General features: G+C 67.6%; 19 protein-coding genes. 15 read left to right on the forward strand and 4 right to left on the reverse strand.

Features of this window, described 5'->3' with window-relative positions; translation table 11 throughout:
- Window positions 1-41: 41 nt before the first annotated feature.
- The 5 genes from AC24R4_RS12655 (at window position 42) to AC24R4_RS12675 (ending at window position 5302) form a co-directional block, all read left to right on the forward strand.
- Complete coding sequence (locus tag AC24R4_RS12655) at window positions 42-1610, forward strand: ABC transporter ATP-binding protein (RefSeq protein WP_400392193.1); 1569 nt, start codon at window positions 42-44, stop codon at window positions 1608-1610.
- Complete coding sequence (locus AC24R4_RS12660; protein WP_400392190.1) at window positions 1603-2697, forward strand: ABC transporter permease; 1095 nt, start codon at window positions 1603-1605, stop codon at window positions 2695-2697. The genes AC24R4_RS12655 and AC24R4_RS12660 overlap by 8 nt, the downstream gene beginning before the upstream one ends.
- An 18-nt stretch (window positions 2698-2715) precedes the next feature.
- Window positions 2716-3636 (forward strand): ABC transporter permease, encoded by a 921-nt coding sequence (locus AC24R4_RS12665; protein ID WP_153947511.1) that lies wholly within the window; start codon window positions 2716-2718, stop codon window positions 3634-3636.
- Between the two features lie 92 nt (window positions 3637-3728).
- The gene (locus tag AC24R4_RS12670; RefSeq protein ID WP_153947509.1) at window positions 3729-4871 is read left to right on the forward strand and encodes a BMP family ABC transporter substrate-binding protein; all 1143 of its coding nucleotides are present in this window, start codon (window positions 3729-3731) and stop codon (window positions 4869-4871) included.
- A 137-nt stretch (window positions 4872-5008) separates the two neighbouring features.
- Window positions 5009-5302 (forward strand): YkvA family protein, encoded by a 294-nt coding sequence (locus tag AC24R4_RS12675; protein ID WP_153947508.1) that lies wholly within the window; start codon window positions 5009-5011, stop codon window positions 5300-5302.
- An 82-nt stretch (window positions 5303-5384) separates the two neighbouring features.
- Here the strand turns inward: AC24R4_RS12675 and AC24R4_RS12680 are convergent, their stop codons facing one another.
- The 3 genes from AC24R4_RS12680 to AC24R4_RS12690 are packed head-to-tail and all read right to left on the reverse strand — an operon-like array spanning window position 5385 to window position 7525.
- Window positions 5385-5804: a methylglyoxal synthase gene (locus AC24R4_RS12680; RefSeq protein WP_400392185.1), complete on the reverse strand. Its 420-nt coding sequence runs from the start codon at window positions 5802-5804 to the stop codon at window positions 5385-5387.
- Complete coding sequence (locus AC24R4_RS12685) at window positions 5804-6592, reverse strand: SDR family oxidoreductase (RefSeq protein ID WP_400392182.1); 789 nt, start codon at window positions 6590-6592, stop codon at window positions 5804-5806. Before AC24R4_RS12685 ends, AC24R4_RS12680 begins: the two co-directional genes overlap by 1 nt.
- A 45-nt stretch (window positions 6593-6637) precedes the next feature.
- The gene (locus tag AC24R4_RS12690) at window positions 6638-7525 is read right to left on the reverse strand and encodes a DMT family transporter (protein ID WP_400392198.1); all 888 of its coding nucleotides are present in this window, start codon (window positions 7523-7525) and stop codon (window positions 6638-6640) included.
- 265 nt (window positions 7526-7790) lie between these two features.
- On the opposite strand from AC24R4_RS12690, the gene AC24R4_RS12695 reads away from it, so the two are divergent.
- The 3 genes from AC24R4_RS12695 (at window position 7791) to AC24R4_RS12705 (ending at window position 9854) form a co-directional block, all read left to right on the forward strand.
- Window positions 7791-8807, forward strand: coding sequence for a Bug family tripartite tricarboxylate transporter substrate binding protein (locus AC24R4_RS12695; RefSeq protein WP_400392179.1), 1017 nt, complete (start codon window positions 7791-7793; stop codon window positions 8805-8807).
- A 101-nt stretch (window positions 8808-8908) separates the two neighbouring features.
- Window positions 8909-9559 carry a uracil phosphoribosyltransferase gene (gene upp / locus AC24R4_RS12700; RefSeq protein WP_400392176.1) on the forward strand — a complete coding sequence of 217 codons (651 nt, stop codon included), beginning with the start codon at window positions 8909-8911 and terminating at the stop codon, window positions 9557-9559.
- A gap of 124 nt (window positions 9560-9683) precedes the next feature.
- Window positions 9684-9854, forward strand: a complete 171-nt coding sequence (locus AC24R4_RS12705; protein ID WP_092594764.1) for a DUF3149 domain-containing protein — start codon at window positions 9684-9686, stop codon at window positions 9852-9854.
- 50 nt (window positions 9855-9904) lie between these two features.
- Here AC24R4_RS12705 and AC24R4_RS12710 read toward each other — a convergent pair whose 3' ends face one another.
- Window positions 9905-11443, reverse strand: a complete 1539-nt coding sequence (locus AC24R4_RS12710) for a helicase HerA-like C-terminal domain-containing protein (RefSeq protein WP_400392172.1) — start codon at window positions 11441-11443, stop codon at window positions 9905-9907.
- A gap of 279 nt (window positions 11444-11722) precedes the next feature.
- Between AC24R4_RS12710 and AC24R4_RS12715 the strand changes: the two genes are divergently transcribed.
- The 7 genes from AC24R4_RS12715 to AC24R4_RS12745 all read left to right on the forward strand — a co-directional run bounded on the left by AC24R4_RS12715 (window position 11723) and on the right by AC24R4_RS12745 (window position 17745).
- Window positions 11723-12448: a YebC/PmpR family DNA-binding transcriptional regulator gene (locus AC24R4_RS12715; RefSeq protein ID WP_092594768.1), complete on the forward strand. Its 726-nt coding sequence runs from the start codon at window positions 11723-11725 to the stop codon at window positions 12446-12448.
- Between the two features lie 86 nt (window positions 12449-12534).
- A complete protein-coding gene (purD, locus tag AC24R4_RS12720; protein ID WP_153947496.1) occupies window positions 12535-13803 on the forward strand; it encodes a phosphoribosylamine--glycine ligase in 1269 nt (422 codons plus the stop codon).
- Window positions 13804-13949: 146 nt separating this feature from the next.
- A complete protein-coding gene (gene hemF, locus AC24R4_RS12725; RefSeq protein ID WP_400392169.1) occupies window positions 13950-14861 on the forward strand; it encodes an oxygen-dependent coproporphyrinogen oxidase in 912 nt (303 codons plus the stop codon).
- A 5-nt stretch (window positions 14862-14866) separates the two neighbouring features.
- The gene (locus tag AC24R4_RS12730) at window positions 14867-15601 is read left to right on the forward strand and encodes a nicotinate-nucleotide adenylyltransferase (protein WP_400392166.1); all 735 of its coding nucleotides are present in this window, start codon (window positions 14867-14869) and stop codon (window positions 15599-15601) included.
- 20 nt (window positions 15602-15621) lie between these two features.
- Window positions 15622-16407: a ribosome silencing factor gene (gene rsfS / locus AC24R4_RS12735; RefSeq protein ID WP_400392163.1), complete on the forward strand. Its 786-nt coding sequence runs from the start codon at window positions 15622-15624 to the stop codon at window positions 16405-16407.
- A gap of 47 nt (window positions 16408-16454) precedes the next feature.
- Window positions 16455-16934, forward strand: coding sequence for a 23S rRNA (pseudouridine(1915)-N(3))-methyltransferase RlmH (rlmH, locus tag AC24R4_RS12740; RefSeq protein WP_066739089.1), 480 nt, complete (start codon window positions 16455-16457; stop codon window positions 16932-16934).
- Between the two features lie 163 nt (window positions 16935-17097).
- Complete coding sequence (locus tag AC24R4_RS12745; protein WP_400395046.1) at window positions 17098-17745, forward strand: Maf family protein; 648 nt, start codon at window positions 17098-17100, stop codon at window positions 17743-17745.
- Window positions 17746-17781: the final 36 nt, after the last annotated feature.

A 17781-nucleotide genomic window follows, 5' to 3' on the forward strand; every position in this document is an offset into this window, starting at 1 on the left:
AAAAACAGAACGTTGCTGCCACAACAATTCGAGCCGCCTCAGTGACATCACAACTCCCCCCCAGGCTGGCGCTTGCGCATATCACCAAGCGTTATCCCGGCGTGACCGCCAACGACGACGTCAGCCTGACCGTCGCGCCCGGCGAGATCCACGCCGTCCTTGGCGAAAACGGCGCCGGCAAGTCCACCTTGATGAAGATCATTTTCGGCGCGGTACGTCCCGACGCCGGCGAGATGCACTTCAATGGGGCGCCGGTTTCCATCGCCAGCCCCCACGACGCCCGCAACCTGGGCATCGCCATGGTGTTCCAGCATTTTTCTCTGTTCGACACGCTGACCGTGGCCGAGAACATCGCCCTGGGCCTGTCGCCCGCCGATGCCGGCAATATGAAGCAGCTTTCGGAACGCATCCGCGCCACGGCCGAGCGGTATGGTCTGCCGCTGGAACCGCAACGCCACGTGCATACCTTGTCCGTGGGCGAGCGCCAGCGCGTGGAGATCGTGCGCGCGCTGCTGGCCAACCCGCAGTTGCTGATCCTGGACGAACCCACCTCGGTGCTGACGCCGCAGGCCGTGGAAACGCTGTTTGTCACGCTGCGCCAGCTGGCGTCCGAAGGCACCAGCATCCTCTATATCAGCCACAAACTGGACGAAATCCGAGCTCTCTGCCACCACGCCACCGTGATGCGCATGGGCCGGGTGACCGGCAATTGCGACCCGCGCCAGCAAAGCGCGGCCGAGCTGTCGCGGCTGATGATCGGTGGCGAACCGCCGCGCGAAGCGCGTGTGGCCACCCAGCGCGGCGCGGTGAAGCTGTCGGTGCACAACCTGTCGATGCCGCGCGCGCACCAGTTCGCCACGGAACTGCAACACATTGCACTGGACGTGCACGCCGGCGAAATCGTCGGCATCGCGGGGGTGTCGGGCAATGGCCAGCAGGAGCTGCTGGCTGCGCTGTCCGGCGAGGATGCGCGCACGGCCGGCGCGGCCATCGATCTGGACGGCAAGCCCGTGGGCCGGCTCGATGCCCGCAGCCGCCGCCGGGCGGGGCTGGCCTTCGTGCCCGAGGAACGGCTCGGCCGTGGTGCGGTGCCGGGCATGAGCCTGGCGTCGAATGTGTGGCTGTCGCACCAGACGCCGCCCTACGTGCAAGGCGGCATGGTGTCGCCCAGGGCAGCCGAAGGCCTGGCCGCCAGCATCATCAGCCGTTTCCGCGTCAAGGCCAGCGGGCCCGCGGCACTGGCGCGCAGCCTGTCGGGCGGCAACCTGCAGAAGTTCATCGTCGGCCGCGAGATCGAGGCCGGCCCGAAGGTGCTGATCGTGGCGCAGCCCACGTGGGGCGTCGATGTCGGCGCGGCCGCGCAGATCCACAACGAGATCCTGTCGCTGAAGGCCGCCGGGTGCGCGGTGCTGGTGGTATCCGAAGAACTCGACGAACTGTTTGCCATCTGCGACCGCCTGCACGTGATCGCCAAGGGCCAGCTGTCGCCGTCGATCCCCGTGGATATCGCCACGCGCGAGCAGGTGGGCCTGTGGATGAGCGGGCTGTGGGACGGCGGGCCGGCCAGCCGGCGCGACAACGCCGACGCGGAGGTGCCGAGCCATGGCTAAAGTGCTATCTCCCGTTGTGCTGGCCCCGCGCGGCGTGCCGTCGCGCCCGATGGCCTATGCCTCGCCCGTGTTCGCGCTGGTGCTGACGCTGCTGTTCGGCGCGCTGCTGTTCCTGGCGCTGGGCAAGGACCCCGTGGCGGGCCTCAAGGTATTCCTGGTCGATCCGCTCAAGGACCAGCGCGCGATTGGCGAGGTGCTGCTCAAGACCGTGCCGCTGGTGCTGTGCGCGCTCGGGCTTTCGGTCTGCTATCGCGCCAACGTCTGGAATATCGGCGCCGATGGCCAGCTGATTGCCGGCGGCATCCTGGCCGGCGCCACGGTGCTCTGGTTCGATACGCCCGGCAGCACCTGGAACGGCCCGGTGGTGCTGGTGCTGGCCGCGCTGGCCGGCTGCGTCGGCGGCATGTTGTGGGCATCGCTGACGGCGCTGCTCAAGGACCGCTGCAATGCCAACGAGATCCTGGTGTCGCTGATGCTGACCTATATCGCCCAGCAGTTGCTGCTGTGGGTGGTCAACGGTCCGCTGAAGGACCCCAACGGCATGAACTTCCCGCAGTCGAAGGTGTTTTCGTCGATGTTCCTGCTGCCCAACCTGCTGCCCGGTTCGCGCCTGCATATGGGCTTTGCCGTGATGCTGGCGCTGGTGGCCGTCATGACCGTGTTCGTGTTCCGCAGCTTTGCCGGCTACCGCCTGCAGGTGGGCGGCACCGCGCCGCTGGCCGCGCGCTATGCCGGGTTCTCGTCGCGCAGCGCGCTGTGGACGGCGTTGATGATCTCCGGCGCCTTCGCGGGCCTGGCCGGCGCGTTCGAGGTGACCGGGCCGATCGGGCAACTGCTGCCGTCGATCTCGCCTGGCTATGGCTTTACCGCGATCATCGTGGCCTTCGTGGGGCGGCTGCATCCGGTGGGCGCCGTGTTCGGCGGCATCGTGATGTCGCTGTTCTATATCGGCGGCGAAATGGCGCAGTCCCGGCTGGGCCTGCCGTCGGCGCTGGGCTGGGTGTTCCAGGGCATGCTGCTGTTCTTCCTGCTGGCCTGCGACACACTGATCGACAACCGCCTGCGCTGGCGCGCGCGTGCCGCCTGATCCGGAGCTGACAACAATATGGAACAACTTGCTCCCCTGATCGCCACCGCGATCAACGCCGGCACCCCGCTGCTGCTGGCCGCGCTGGGCCTGCTGGTCAACGAGCGCGCCGGCGTGCTGAACCTGGGTGCCGAAGGCATGATGCTGGTGGCCGCCGCCTTCGGCTTCATGGTCGGGTATCAGACCCAATCCCCGCTGCTCGGCTTCGTCGCCGGCGCTGGGGCCGGCATGCTGATGGCCACGCTGTTCTCTTGGCTGGCGCTGGTGCTGGCCACCAACCAGGTAGCCACGGGCCTGGCGCTGTCGATCTTCGGCACCGGCTTGTCCGCGTTCATCGCCCAGCGGTTCGTCGGCTACGCCATGCCGGCCAAGGCCAGTGCCGTCCCGGGGCTGGCCGACATCCCGTTCATCGGCCCGGCATTCTTCCAGCATCACTGGATGGTGTATGTCAGCCTGCTGCTGTGCTTTGCCATCATGTGGTTCCTGTTCCGCACGCGCGCCGGCCTGACGCTGCGCGCCATCGGCGAATCGCCAGAATCGGCGCATGCGCTGGGCTATCCGGTGCGCTGGATCCGCTTTGGCGCGCTGCTGTTCGGCGGTGCCTGCTGCGGGCTGGCCGGGGCCTACCTGTCGCTGGTGTACACGCCGATGTGGGTGGAAAACCTCGTCGCCGGCCGTGGCTGGATCGCGCTGGCGCTGACCACGTTCGCCACGTGGCGGCCGGGCCGCGTGCTGGTGGGCGCGTGGCTGTTCGGCGGCGTGACGATCCTGCAGTTCTACCTGCAGGGCATCGGCGTATCGGTGCCGTCGCAATTCCTGTCGATGCTGCCCTACGCCGCCACCATCGTCGTGCTGGCCCTGATTTCGCGCAATCCGGCCTGGATTCGCCTGAACATGCCCGCATCGCTGGGCAAGCCGTTCCGTCCGGGCAACGCCTGAACACCCCTGTACCGCATCACCGAAGTCTTAAAAAAACAGCAGTATCCGAAGTACAACCTCATCACAAAAGACGTCTTACTAGGAGAGATCGAATGATCGTGACACGCAGGACCACGCTGGCTGCCCTGGCCGCCACCGCCGTGCTGGCCCTGGCCGGGTGCGGCAAGAAGGAAGCCGAGAAGCCGGCCGGGACCGCCGCGCCGGCATCCGCCCCCGCTGCTGCCGCCAGCGAACCGCTGAAGGTGGCCTTCGTCTACATCGGGCCGGTGGGCGACGCCGGCTGGACGTACGCCCACGACGCGGGCCGCAAGGCCGTGGAAGCGAAGTTCGGCGACAAGGTCAAGACCACGTACGTGGAAAACGTGCCCGAGTCCGCCGCCGACGCCGAGCGCGTGTTCCGCGATCTGGCCAGCCAGGGCAACAAGCTGATCTTCGGCACCACGTTCGGCTACATGGAATCGATGCTGAAGGTGGCCAAGGAATTCCCGGACGTGAAGTTCGAGCACGCCACGGGCTTCAAGACCGCCGACAACCTGGCCCAGTACGACGTGCGCACCTATGAAGGCGCGTACCTGGCGGGCGTGGTGGCCGGCAAGATGAGCAAGACCGGCAAGATGGGCGTGGTGGCATCGGTGCCGATTCCCGAGGTGATCCGCAACATCGATTCGTTCACGCTGGGCGCGCGCTCGGTGAACCCGAAGGCCACGGTCAAGGTGGTGTGGGTCAACAAGTGGTTCGATCCGGGCAAGGAACGTGAAGCCGCCACGACGCTGATCGGCCAGGGCGTGGACATGCTGATGCAGAACACCGACTCGGCCGCCGTGGTGCAGACCGCACAGGAAAAAGGCGTGTACGCGTTCGGCTGGGACAGCGACATGAGCAAGTTCGGCGAGAAGGCGCACCTGGCGGCATCGGTGATCTCCTGGGGCGTCTACTACACCAAGGTGGTGGACGACGTGCTCAACAACCAGTGGAAGAACAGCACCATCTGGTGGGGCCTCAAGGAAGGCATGATCGACCTGAAGGGCTTCAACGCCGCGGTGCCGGAAGACGTCAAGGCGCTGGTCGAGGAGCGCAAGAAGGGCATCGTCGACGGCAGCGCGCCGATCTGGAAGGGTCCGATCAAGGACAACGCCGGCAAGGAACAGGTCGCCGGTGGCGCCGTGGCCGACGACGCCTTCCTGCACAACGTGAAGTTCTACGTCGAAGGCGTGGAAGGCAACGTGCCGGGCTGATCGTTCAAACCCACCCGCCGGCTCCCCTCTCCCGCCCGGCGGGAGAGGGGAGAAAACCCTCAGGAACTTGAATCCCCCCTGATCGGCCCAAGCTACTCGTTCATGTCCTGCTGAACGTGTGACCAAGGAGGCCCATCATGTGGAAGCGACTGTCAGCCCTGTGGACGCTGGTACGGCGCGACGGCCGGCTGTTCTGGTTTGCCCTGCGCCACCCCGACGCGCCGCCCTGGCTCAAGCCAGCCGCGTTCGGCCTGCTGTGCTATGCGATTTCCCCCATCGACCTGATCCCCGACGTGATTGCCGGCCTTGGCATCGTGGACGACGTGGTCATCATTCCGCTGGCCGTTCATCTGATTCTGAAGCGCCTGCCGCCGCACATCCTGCGCCAGGCCGAGATGCGCGCCACCGCCACCACGGTCAGGCCGCGCTGACGCTGGCGCCCCCGGCGTCACCCAAAGAAAAACCGCTGCGGCAAGCAGCGGTTTTTTTCATGGGCGCGTGGCTGGCCGGCGATCAGGCCTTCGGCACGAAGCAGTGCCGCGCCAGTTCCACCACCAGCAACTCGGCCGTGGCCAGGTTGGTGGCGCACGGCACATTGTGGACGTCGCACGCCCGCACCAGCGCGTTGATGTCCGGTTCATGCGGCTGCGGGGTCATCGGGTCCCGCAGGAAAATCACCGCCGTGACCCGCCCTTCGGCCAGTTGCGCGCCGATCTGCAGGTCGCCGCCCCACGGGCCGGACAACATGCGGGTCACCTCCAGCCCGACCTCGGCCGCGATACGGCCGCCGGTCGTGCCGGTGGCGAGCAGGTCGCACCGGGCCAGGAAGTCGCGATGGCGGCCGGCAAAGGCGACGATGTCGTCCTTCTTGTGATCGTGCGCGATCAGCGCAATACGCGGCCGGGGCTCCGGCGCGATGTCCGATGGTCCCATCAGAACGTCCCCGGGTAGGCGCCGCCGTCCAGCAGCACGTTCTGGCCCGTCATGTAGGCGGCCTGCTTGCTGCACAGGAACGCGCAGGTGGCGCCGAACTCGGCCGGATCGCCGAAGCGGCGGCTCGGATTGGCGGCAGCGCGACGCTTGGCCATTTCCTCGATGCTGATGCCGGCCTTCTGCGCGCCGCCTTCCATCGTCTTCTTCAGGCGGTCGGTGTCGAACGGCCCGGGCAGCAGGTTGTTCACGGTGACGCCATGCTGCGCCACTTCGCGCGCCAGGCCGGCCACGAAACCGGTCAGGCCCGAACGGGCACCATTGGACAGGCCCAGCACGTCGATCGGCGCCTTCACGGCACCGCTGGTGATGTTGACGATGCGGCCCCAGCGGCGCGCGATCATGCCGTCGATGGTCGCCTTGATCAGTTCGATCGGCGTCAGCATGTTGGCGTCCAGCGCGGCGATCCACGCGTCGCGGCCCCAGTCGCGGAAGTTGCCCGGCGGCGGGCCGCCGGCGTTGTTCACCAGGATGTCCAGGTCGCCCAGCTTGGCCACGGCGTCCAGGGCCAGCTTGCGGCCTTCCGGCGTGGTGATGTCGGTGGCCACCGCGATCACGCGGCGGCCATGGCGGGCGCGCAGGTCGGCGGCGGCCTTCTCCAGCGCCTCGGCGCCACGGGCCACGATCACCACATCGACACCTTCCGCCGCGAGCGCATCGGCACACGCCAGCCCAAGCCCCTTGCTGGCGCCGCACACCAGCGCATGCTTACCGCGCAGTCCAAAATCCATGGCTTCCCTCTCCTTCCTTGGTTGGTTCTCTTCGAATGCGTTGTTTCAGGCCTTCCGGCTCGACAGCAGATACATACCACCCAGCACCAGTGCGCTACCGGCCAGCTGCACGCCCGTGACCGGCTCGCCCAGCAGCCAGAACGCCAGCGCCAGCGTGGACACCGGGCCGATCATGCCGGCCTGCGATGCCAGCGGCGCCCCGATGCGCGACACCGCGATCATCGTCAGCGACACCGGCAGCACGGTACAAAATACCGCGTTGATGACCGACAGCCACAGCACGGGCGCCGGCTGCGCCAGGTCGGCCAGCGGCCGGCCCAGCACCACGTACTGAATCACGCAGCACAGCGTGGAGACGCACATCGCATACGCCACCAGCCGCAGCGACCCCACGCGCTTGACCAGTTCGCCGCTCAGAATCAGATAAACACCATACGACATCGCGCTGGCCAGCACCAGCGCGCCGCCCAGCCAGACCTGCCCGCCGCTGACATCGAGGTCGTGCGCGAACACCAGCACGATGCCCGCATAGGCCAGCAGCAGCGATATCCACTGGCGGGCATGAATATGGCGGCGGAACACCAGCGCGGTGACCAGCAGCACGAACGATGGCGTCAGGAACAGGATCAGCCGCTCCAGCCCGGCCGTGATGTACTGCAGGCCCAGGAAATCCAGGAAGCTCGACAGGTAATAGCCGATGAACCCGAGGAACACCACCCGGCCGCGATCGGCCCATGACAGCGCCGGCAGCTTGCGCGCCTGCCACCACCCGATGGCCATGAACAGCGGCACCGCAAAGAGCATGCGCAGCGTGATGACCATCACGGCATCGACGCTGTAGCGGTACATGAGCTTGGCCACGATGGCCTTGGCGGAAAACAGCACGGCGCCGACGGCCGCGGTGGCAAGTCCGACGCGCTGTGCGGCAGGCACTTCGGCGGATGGGGAGAGGGACTTCTGGGAAGCAGGCACGGGGACGCGGGAATCTTGACGCCGGGCCGCGCCCACGCTCAACGCAGGCGGCACGGCGGAACCCGCCGATTGTATGTCAAAAGCCGCCAGGGCTCGGGGCACCGGCCCGCGGCGCCGGGGCATCCGGCGGCAATGCCTGCTTTCCCATACAATGGCTCGCGCCGGACCACGCACCGTCATGGTGCGTACGCTGGCCATATAACAACATTCCGGAGATTCCCGAGCCATGCCGCTCCATCGCCTTGCCGCGCGCCGTCGCGTTTTCCTGTCCGCCACCGTTCGTACCGCACTGGCCGCATCCGCCCTGCCGATGCTGGCCGGCGCCGGCAGTGCCCTGGCCGCCGACGCCTTCCCCAGCAAACCCATCCGCTTCGTCGTGCCCTACGCGGCGGGCGGCACCACCGACCTGGTCGCGCGCACCGTCGGCCAGCGCGTGGCCGAGAAGCTGGGGCAACCCGTGGTGATCGAGAACCGGCCCGGCGCGGGCGGCAACATCGGCATGGAAGCCGTGGCCAAGGCGCCTGCCGATGGCTACACGATCGGCTTTGGCGCCATTTCGACCAACGCGCTGAACCCGCATATCTACAAGCACGTACCGTTCGATCCGCGCCGCGATTTCACGGCCATCAGCCTGCTGGGCACCTCGACCATCGTGCTGGAAGTGAACAACGACCTGCCCGTGAAGACGGTGCCGGAACTGATTGCCTATGCCAAGGCGCATCCGGGCCTGACCTATGCCACGGCGGGCACCGGCACGTCGATGCACCTGGCCGGCGCGATGTTCTCGCAGATGACGCAGACCGGGCTGGTCCACGTGCCTTACAAGGGCAGCAGCCCGGCCATCAACGACATGCTGGGCGGCCATATCCAGGTGATGTTCGACAACCTGCCCGCGTCGCTGCCGCATATCCAGGCCGGCAAGCTGCGCGCGCTGGCCGTGGCGGGCAAGACGCGCTCGCCGTCGCTGCCCAACGTGCCCACGCTGGCCGAAGCCGGCCTGCCCGGCTACGCCGTGGAACCGTGGTTTGGCGTGTATGGCCCGGCCAACCTGCCCGCGCCGGTGACCCAGGCCCTGAACGCCGCCTTTGTCGAGGCCCTGGCCCGCCCCGACGTGCGCGACAAGCTGGCCCAGGCCGGTTTCAACCCGAAGGGATCGAGCGCCACCGAGCTGCAGACGCTGACGCAAACCGAGTACGAGCGGTTCGGAAAGGTCGCAAAATCGGCGGCCATCACGGTGGACTGACCGCCCAGCCGCCTCGCTCGGCCCGGCGCGCATCCATTACAATCGCGCTGCATCGGGCCCTCTCGCCTCAGGGAGGGCCCCTACCGTTTGCCGAGCCCGCCATGAAACAGGATCCCCGCTTCCCCAACCTCTTCATCCTCGATCACCCGCTGATCCAGCACAAGCTGTCGCACATGCGCGACAAGGAAACGTCGACACGCACGTTCCGCGAGCTGCTGCGCGAGATCACGCTGCTGATGGGCTACGAGATCACGCGCAACCTGCCGCTGACCACGCGCCGCATCGAGACCCCGCTGGTGGAAGTGGACGCCCCCGTCATCGCCGGCAAGAAGCTGACGATCGTGCCGGTGCTGCGCGCCGGCGTGGGCATGAGCGACGGCCTGGTGGAGCTGATTCCGTCGGCGCGGATCGGCCACATCGGCGTGTACCGCGACGAACAGCACCGCCCGGTGGAATATCTGGTGCGCCTGCCGGACCTGGAAGACCGCTCGTTCATCCTGTGCGATCCGATGGTGGCCACCGGCTACTCGGCCGCGCATGCGGTGGACGTGCTCAAGCGCCGGGGCGTCCCCGACGAAGCCATCACGTTCGTGGCGCTGGTCGCCGCGCCGGAAGGCGTCGAAGTGTTTCAAAAGGCACATCCGGGCGTGAAGCTGTTCGTGGCGTCGCTGGACAGCCATCTGGACGACCACGCCTATATCGTGCCGGGCCTCGGCGATGCGGGCGACCGCCTGTTCGGCACCAAGAACTGAGTGTCTGTGACGCCGGCTGGCGTTGTCCGAGCCGGCGGCATTTGATGCGCCTCAATGTTGATGGGGGCGGGCTGATCCAGACTGGAATGCCGTCTACGGCATATTCCAAGCAAGGAGCCACCCCATGGAAGCACTGAAAATCCTGACCTCCACGGCGACCGGCCTGGCCAGCCTGGCCGTCATCGCATTCATCATCGGCATGGCGGCCTTCTATGCCTGCCTGTTCGCCCGCAAGGCGCGCGAGGATGCGGAAGCCGCCAGGCGCGGCTCGGAATCATCGGGTCGCCCACAATAAAAGACGCCCGCGTAATGCGGGCGTTTCCACATGGCGGTCCTGGCGGATGACTACTTTCTCTTGCCGCCGCCCAGCAGGCTGCCCAGCACACCGCGTATCAGTTCGCGCCCGACCTGCGACCCCACCGTACGGGCCGCCGACTTGGCCACCGACTCCAGGATCGAATCGCCACGCCCGGTCTTGCCCGTGCCGCGCGTGAGCGAGCCCCAGACTTCACCGACCCAGCCGCCCTCTTCCTGTGCCGGGGCGCCGCCAGGCTGGGCGCCGGGCTTCGGGGGAACCTTCGCATCGGCCGGCGCGCCGTTGGGCGCCTGGGCCACGGCGCCGCGCAGTTTTTCGTAGGCCGATTCGCGGTCGATGGTCTGCTCGTACGTGCCGGCCACCAGCGAACTGGCGATCAGCGCCTTGCGTTCGTCGTCGTTGATTGGACCGATCCGGCCGCCCGGCGCCAGCACCCAGGCGCGCTCGGTCACGCCCGGCGTGCCCTTGGCATCGAGGCACGACACCAGCGCCTCGCCCACGCCGAGTTCACCGATCACCTGCTCCAGATCCAGCTTCGGATTGGCCCGCATGGTCGTGGCCGCCACCTTGACCGCCTTCTGGTCGCGCGGCGTGAAGGCACGCAGCGCGTGCTGCACGCGGTTGCCCAGCTGGCCCAGCACGGTGTCGGGGATATCCACGGGGTTCTGCGTCACGAAATACACCCCCACGCCCTTGGACCGCACCAGCCGCACCACCTGCTCGATCTTGTCGAGCAGCGCCTTGGGGGCGTCGTTGAACAGCAGATGCGCCTCGTCGAAGAAGAACACGAGCTTGGGCTTGTCGAGATCGCCGGCCTCGGGCAGCTTTTCGAACAATTCCGATAGCATCCAGAGCAGGAAGGTGGCATAGAGGCGCGGCGCGTTCATCAGCTTGTCGGCCGCCAGGATATTGACGACGCCCTGGCCCTTCTCGGTCTGGATAAAGTCGTCCAGGTTCAGCATCGGTTCGCCGAAGAACCTGTCGGCGCCCTGCGATTCCAGCGCCACCAGGCCGCGCTGGATGGCACCGATCGACGCCGACGAGATATTGCCGTACTCGGTGGTGAACTGGCTCGCGTTGTCGCCCACGTACTGCAGCATCGCGCGCAGGTCCTTGGCATCGAGCAGCAGCAGGCCGCCGGCATCGGCAATGCGGAACACCAGGTTCAGCACGCCCTGCTGGGTGTCGTTGAGTTCCAGCATGCGCGACAGCAGCAGCGGGCCCATGTGCGACACCGTGGCACGCACCGGATGGCCTTTTTCGCCGAACACGTCCCACAGCGTGGTCGGGCAGCCGCCCCACACCGGCTCGGGCAGGCCGTGTTCCGCCAGGCGGGCCTTGAGCTTGTCCGATGGCTGGCCCGGCTGGGAAATGCCGGTCAGGTCACCTTTGACGTCGGCCATGAACACCGGCACGCCCAGCCGCGAGAAGCCCTGCGCCAGGGTCTGCAGCGTGACGGTCTTGCCAGTGCCGGTGGCGCCGGTGATCAGGCCGTGCCGGTTGCCCATCTCGGGCAGCAGCACCATTTCGTGGTCGGCGTTCTTGGCGATGAGGATGGGATCGGCCATGGCGGGGTCTCGTCGGTCGGCGGTCAGGGCAGGAAACAGGTGCGCTGCGGACAGGGAACGGGTACGGGCGGGGCAAACAACCCATACATGGCACTGCGGCGGCAGGGGCGCGTGATAAAATCCTGCGCTGATTATAGCCAGCAGATTGGCACATCAATCACATGGCGTGGCCGCCGGATCGTCAGGATTCGTCCCAGAGACCCATCCGGCCCGGCCCCGCCGGCGCAATGCCGCCGGGTTCCCACACCACACGACACGTTTTCCGCTTCGGAGAGAAACATGGCCGGTCATTCCAAATGGGCCAACATCAAACACAAGAAAGCTGCCGCTGATGCCAAGCGCGGCAAGATCTGGACACGCCTGATCAAGGAAATCACCGTGGCCGCCAAGCTCGGCGGCGGTGACATCGATTCGAACCCGCGCCTGCGCCTGGCCATGGAAAAGGCCATGGACGCCAACATGCCCAAGGACAACATCCAGCGGGCGATCCAGCGTGGCGTGGGTGGCCTGGAAGGCGCCAACTACGAAGAAATCCGCTACGAGGGCTACGGCCTGGCCGGCGCCGCCATCATCGTTGACTGCCTGACCGACAACCGCACCCGTACCGTGGCCGAAGTGCGCCACGCGTTCTCGAAGCACGGCGGCAACATGGGCACCGAGGGTTCGGTGGCGTTCATGTTCACGCACTGCGGCCAGTTCCTGTTCGCGCCGGAAACGCCCGAGGACAAGCTGATGGACGCCGCGCTCGAAGCCGGCGCCGACGACGTGGTGACCAACGACGACGGCTCGATCGAAGTCACCTGCCCGCCCAACGATTTCGGCGCGGTCAAGGCTGCCCTGGAAGCGGCCGGCTTCAAGGCCGAACTGGCCGACGTGGTGATGAAGCCGCAGAACGAGGTCAGCTTTACCGGCGACGACGCCGTCAAGATGCAGAAGCTGCTGGACGCGCTGGAAAACCTGGACGACGTACAGGAAGTCTTCACCAACGCGGTGATCGAGGAATAAGTTTCTCGCGCCGCGCCCCACGGCGGCAGCCCGGATCCCGGTCCAGCTGCCGCTTTTCGCATGCGTTTCTTTTCTGGCAGTGGATCATGAAAGTTTTGGTTGTCGGTTCCGGTGGGCGTGAGCACGCACTGGCCTGGAAATTGGCCCAGTCGCCCAAGGTGCAGGTCGTCTACGTGGCGCCGGGCAACGGCGGCACGGCGCTCGACAAGCGCCTGCAGAACGTGCCGCTGACCGATCCCGAAGTGCTGGCCGCCTTTGTGGAGCGTGAAGGCGTGGCCTTCACCGTGGTGGGCCCCGAGGCCCCGCTGGCCGCCGGTATCGTCGATGTGTTCCGCGCCCGCGGCCTGCGCATCTTCGGGCCGACCAAGGCTGCCGCGCAGCTGGAATCGTCGAAGGACTTCGCCAAGGCGTTCATGCATCGCCACGGCATCCCGACCGCCTTCTACAAGACGTTCTCGGACGCCGCCGGCGCCCACGCCTATATCGACGCGCAGGGCGCGCCGATCGTGATCAAGGCCGATGGTCTGGCCGCGGGCAAGGGCGTGGTGGTGGCGATGACGCTGGAAGAAGCGCACGGCGCCGTGGACATGATGCTGGCCGACAACAAGCTTGGCGATGCCGGCGCCCGCGTGGTGATCGAGGAATTCCTGGAAGGCGAGGAAGCCAGCTTCATCGTGATGGTGGACGGCAAGAACGTGCTGGCCCTGGCCACCAGCCAGGACCACAAGCGCCTGCTGGACGCCGACGCCGGCCCCAATACGGGCGGCATGGGCGCCTATTCGCCGGCCCCGGTGGTGACGCCGGCCCTGCACGCCCGCGCGCTGCGCGAGATCATCCTGCCGACCGTGCGCGGCATGGAAAAGGACGGCATCCCGTTCACGGGCTTCCTCTACGCCGGCCTGATGATCGACAAGGACGGCAACCCGAAGACGCTGGAATTCAACTGCCGCATGGGCGATCCGGAAACGCAGCCGATCATGGCGCGCCTGAAGACCGACCTGGTCGACGTGATGGAAGCCGCCGTGGATGGCAAGCTGGACCAGATCGAGCTGGACTGGGACCGCCGCACCGCGCTGGGCGTGGTCATTGCCGCCTACGACTACCCGGAAAACCCCCGCAAGGGTGACGTCATCACCGGCATCCCCGCCGAAACCGACGACGCCGTGACGTTCCACGCCGGCACCACGCTGCAGGACGGCACGCTGCGCACGTCCGGCGGCCGCGTGCTGTGCGTGGTGGGCCTGGCCGACACGGTCAAGGCCGCGCAGAAGAACGCCTACGCCGCCGTGGAGCAGATCCACTTCGACGGCATGCAGTTCCGGACCGACATCGGCTACCGCGCCATCAAACGCTGACCGCGCCCGCGGCCGTCGTCAGACCGGTTTTGCCCGGATTCGCCCCGGTCCCCGTGGGGCGAATCCTGCCGGTACAATCGTGACACCGCGATGACGGCCGGCCCCGCCCGGCCGTCTTTGCCACCGGCCACCCTCACCCGCCCATCATGATCGATTCCCAGGCAGTCCGTGACTATCTGCTCGGCCTGCAAGACCGCATCACCGACGCCGTTGCCGCCATCGACGGCCAGGCGTTCCTGACCGACAGCTGGGAGAAGCCCCCCACCGAACGCCTGCGCGGCAGCGGCCGCACGCGCATCCTGGAGGGCGGTGCGGTCATGGAGCGGGCCGGCGTGGGCTTTTCGCACGTGCGCGGCGACACGCTGCCGCCATCGGCCAGCGCCAACCGGCCCGAACTGGCGGGGCGCAGCTTCGAGGCCCTGGGGGTGTCGCTGGTATTCCATCCGCGCAACCCGCATGTGCCCACCGTGCATATGAACGTGCGCTGCTTCATCGCCGTGAAGCCCGGTGCCGAGCCGGTCTGGTGGTTTGGCGGCGGCATGGACCTGACGCCCTACTACGGCGTCGCCGACGACTGCGCGCACTTCCACCGCACCTGCAAGGCAGCGCTGGCACCGTTTGGCGATGACCTGTACCCGCGCTTCAAGCAGTGGTGCGACGAGTATTTCTTCCTCAGGCATCGCGGCGAGGCGCGCGGCATTGGCGGCATCTTCTTTGACGATGTCTCCGCCCCGGGCTTCGACCAGAGCTTTGCGATGATGCGCTCGGTGGGCGATGCCTTCCTGGACGCCTACCTGCCGATCCTGCACGCCCGCAAGGACACGCCCTATGGCGAACGCGAGCGCGACTTCCAGGCCTATCGTCGCGGGCGCTACGTCGAGTTCAACCTGGTGTTCGATCGCGGCACGCTGTTCGGGCTGCAGTCGGGCGGCCGTGCCGAGTCGATCCTGATGTCGATGCCCCCGCAAGTGACCTGGCGCTACGACTGGCAGCCCCAGCCGGGCACGCCGGAAGCGGCGCTCTATACCGATTTCCTGCCGGCGCGCGCGTGGGCCTGAACCTGATGACCGAAGCCCCCCAAGCCGCCGCCCGGCTCGACGACCCGCAGCGCCCCTACCGCCTGGGTATCCTCGGCGGCACCTTCGACCCGCCCCATCGCGGCCATGTCGCGCTGGCGCAACTGTGCATCGACCACCTGGACCTGGACGAACTGGTCTGGATCCCGACCGGCCATTCGTGGCAGAAGGGCGACCACGTGACCCCGGCCGCCGACCGCTTCGCCATGACCGAACTGGCGGCCGCATCGCTGGTGCCGGGCCGCGCCAAGGTACGTGTCAGCCGCATGGAAGTGGACCGCGACGGCCCGAGCTACACGATCGACACCGTACGCCACCTGCGCGACGCCTACGGCCCGCATACGTCGATGGCGTGGCTGATGGGCGCCGACCAGTTGCTGCGGCTGCACACCTGGCACGGCTGGGAGGCGCTGTTCGAACAGGTGCACCTGTGCATCGCCACGCGGCCGGGCTTTCACCTGGAAGAACTGGGCGGGCCGGTGCTTGCCGCGCTGCAGGAACGCCTGGCGGACACGCACCTGATACAATGCTCGCCCTCCGGACATATGTGGATCGACCAGACGCTGGCCGTCGACCTGTCGTCCACCGGCCTGCGCGAGCACCTGGCCGAAGGCCTGTTGCCGGACCAGACGGATGACCGACTGCCGGCCGGCGTGGCACACTACATCGCGCGTCACGGGTTGTACCGACACCCCTCGCCCGACGCGCCCCTACCCGAATGAAGCTGAACAAGAAAGACACCATGGATATTCGTAAACTGCAGCGCGCGATCGTCGACGGGCTCGAGGATGTGAAGGCGCAGGACATCAAGGTGTTCGACACCACTCACCTGACCGAACTGTTCGACCGGGTGGTGATCGCCAGCGGCAATTCGAACCGCCAGACCAAGGCCCTGGCGGCGTCGGTACGGGAAACGGTCAAGGACGCCGGCGGCCATATCGTGGCCGTGGAAGGCCTGGAGACCGGCGAATGGGTGCTGGTGGACTGCGGCGACGCCGTGGTGCACATCCTGCAGCCCCAACTGCGCCAGTACTACAACCTGGAAGAAATCTGGGGCGACAAGCCGGTCCGCGTGAAGCTGGCCGCTGCCAAGGGCCTGGCCAAGGCCAGCGAGCCGATGGACGACGAGGACGCCGAACCGGCCCCACGCGTGCGCCGTGCGTCGAACCTGCGCCCGGCACTGGCCCGCCTGCCCGAAGGCATGAAGGAGCCGTCGCCGCCGATGGGCCACGAGGACACCGATCCGGACGCCATCGCCACGATCCGCAAGCCGGTCCGCAAGACCACCAGCACCGGCACGGCCGCCAAGGCGCCGGCGCGCAAGACCACCACGGCGCGCAAGACGTCGACCGGCACGGCCGCGAAGACCCCGGCCCGCAAGACGTCCGCCGGCACCACCGCCAAGGCCCCGGCCCGCAAGACCGCCACCGGCACGGCCACCAAGGCGCCGGCACGCAAGACGGCCGCCACCAAGACCGCAGCCGCCAAGACCGCCGCGCCGCGCAAGCGCGCCACGCGCTCGGCCTGAGCGCAGCCGGCCCACCGTCCTGAAGGTATTTCCACCGGGCATCGCACATGCAACTCGTGATCGTGGCCGTTGGCCACAAGATGCCCGCGTGGATCGAATCCGGCTTTGCCGAGTACACCAAGCGGATGCCGCCCGAGCTACGCATCGAGCTTCGCGAGGTCAAGCCCGAAGCGCGGTCGTCCAGCAACAACGCCGCCACGGTGATGCAGCGCGAAGCGGCGCGCATCGAGGCCGTGCTGGGTTCGCTGTCGAAGCAGTTGCGGATTGTCGCGCTTGACGAGCGCGGCAAGGACTGGACCACCGTGCAGCTGGCCGACCAGTTGACCGGGTGGCAGCGCGAAGGCGGCGACGTCGCCTTCCTGATCGGCGGTGCCGACGGACTCGATCCCGCGCTCAAGGCGCGCGCCCAGACGCTGGTGCGCCTGTCCAGCCTGACCCTGCCGCACGGCATGGTGCGCGTGCTGCTGGCCGAACAGCTATACCGCGCCTGGTCGGTCACGCAGAACCACCCCTACCATCGCGCCTGATCCAATCCCCCCCTGGCTCGCTCCCCTCTCCCGCTTGCGGGAGAGGGGCTGGGGGTGAGGGCATCGAGGTTCTGCTTGCCGACCCGTGGCAATTTGAACCGCCCTGCCCCCTCTCCCGCCATGCGGGAGAGGGGGACCAGGCCCACGCGGGCCGCGGAAGCCGATGCCGAGCCGGTACAATCGTCGCCAACAACTGCTGGCCGATCCCGTGACCTTCCTCCTCTATCTTGCTTCCCAAAGCCCGCGCCGCCGCGAACTGCTGACCCAGCTTGGCGTCCAGTACGAACTGCTGCTGGCCGATGCCGGCGAGGACGCCGAGGCGCTCGAAGCCATACTGCCCGGTGAATCGCCCGACGCCTACGTGCAGCGTGTCTGCGCGCTCAAGGCCGATGCCGCACTGCAGCGCCGCGTGCGGCGCGGCCTGCCCGATGCGCCGATCCTGACCTCCGATACCACCGTCTGCCGTGGTGGCGACATCCTCGGCAAGCCGACTGACGCCGCCGATGCCGCGCGCATGCTGGCCACGCTGTCCGGCACCACGCACCGCGTGCTGACGGCGGTGACCGTGGTGTCGGCGCTGGGCCAGCGCCATGCGCTGTCGATCTCGCACGTCACATTCCGCGCCATGGGCGCCGCCGAGATCGACCGCTACGTGGCCAGCGGCGAGCCGCTCGGCAAGGCCGGCGCCTATGGCATCCAGGGGCGCGCAGCCGAGTTCGTCGCGCGTATCGACGGGAGCTATTCGGGTATCATGGGCCTGCCCTTGTTCGAGACGGCGGCGCTGTTGCGCGAGGCGGGTCTGCGCTTCTGACCTCGCCCCCTCCGCCGCATCCGGCTAGGGCATGCA

The sequence above is a fragment of the Cupriavidus sp. CER-90 genome (genome assembly GCF_057652055.1).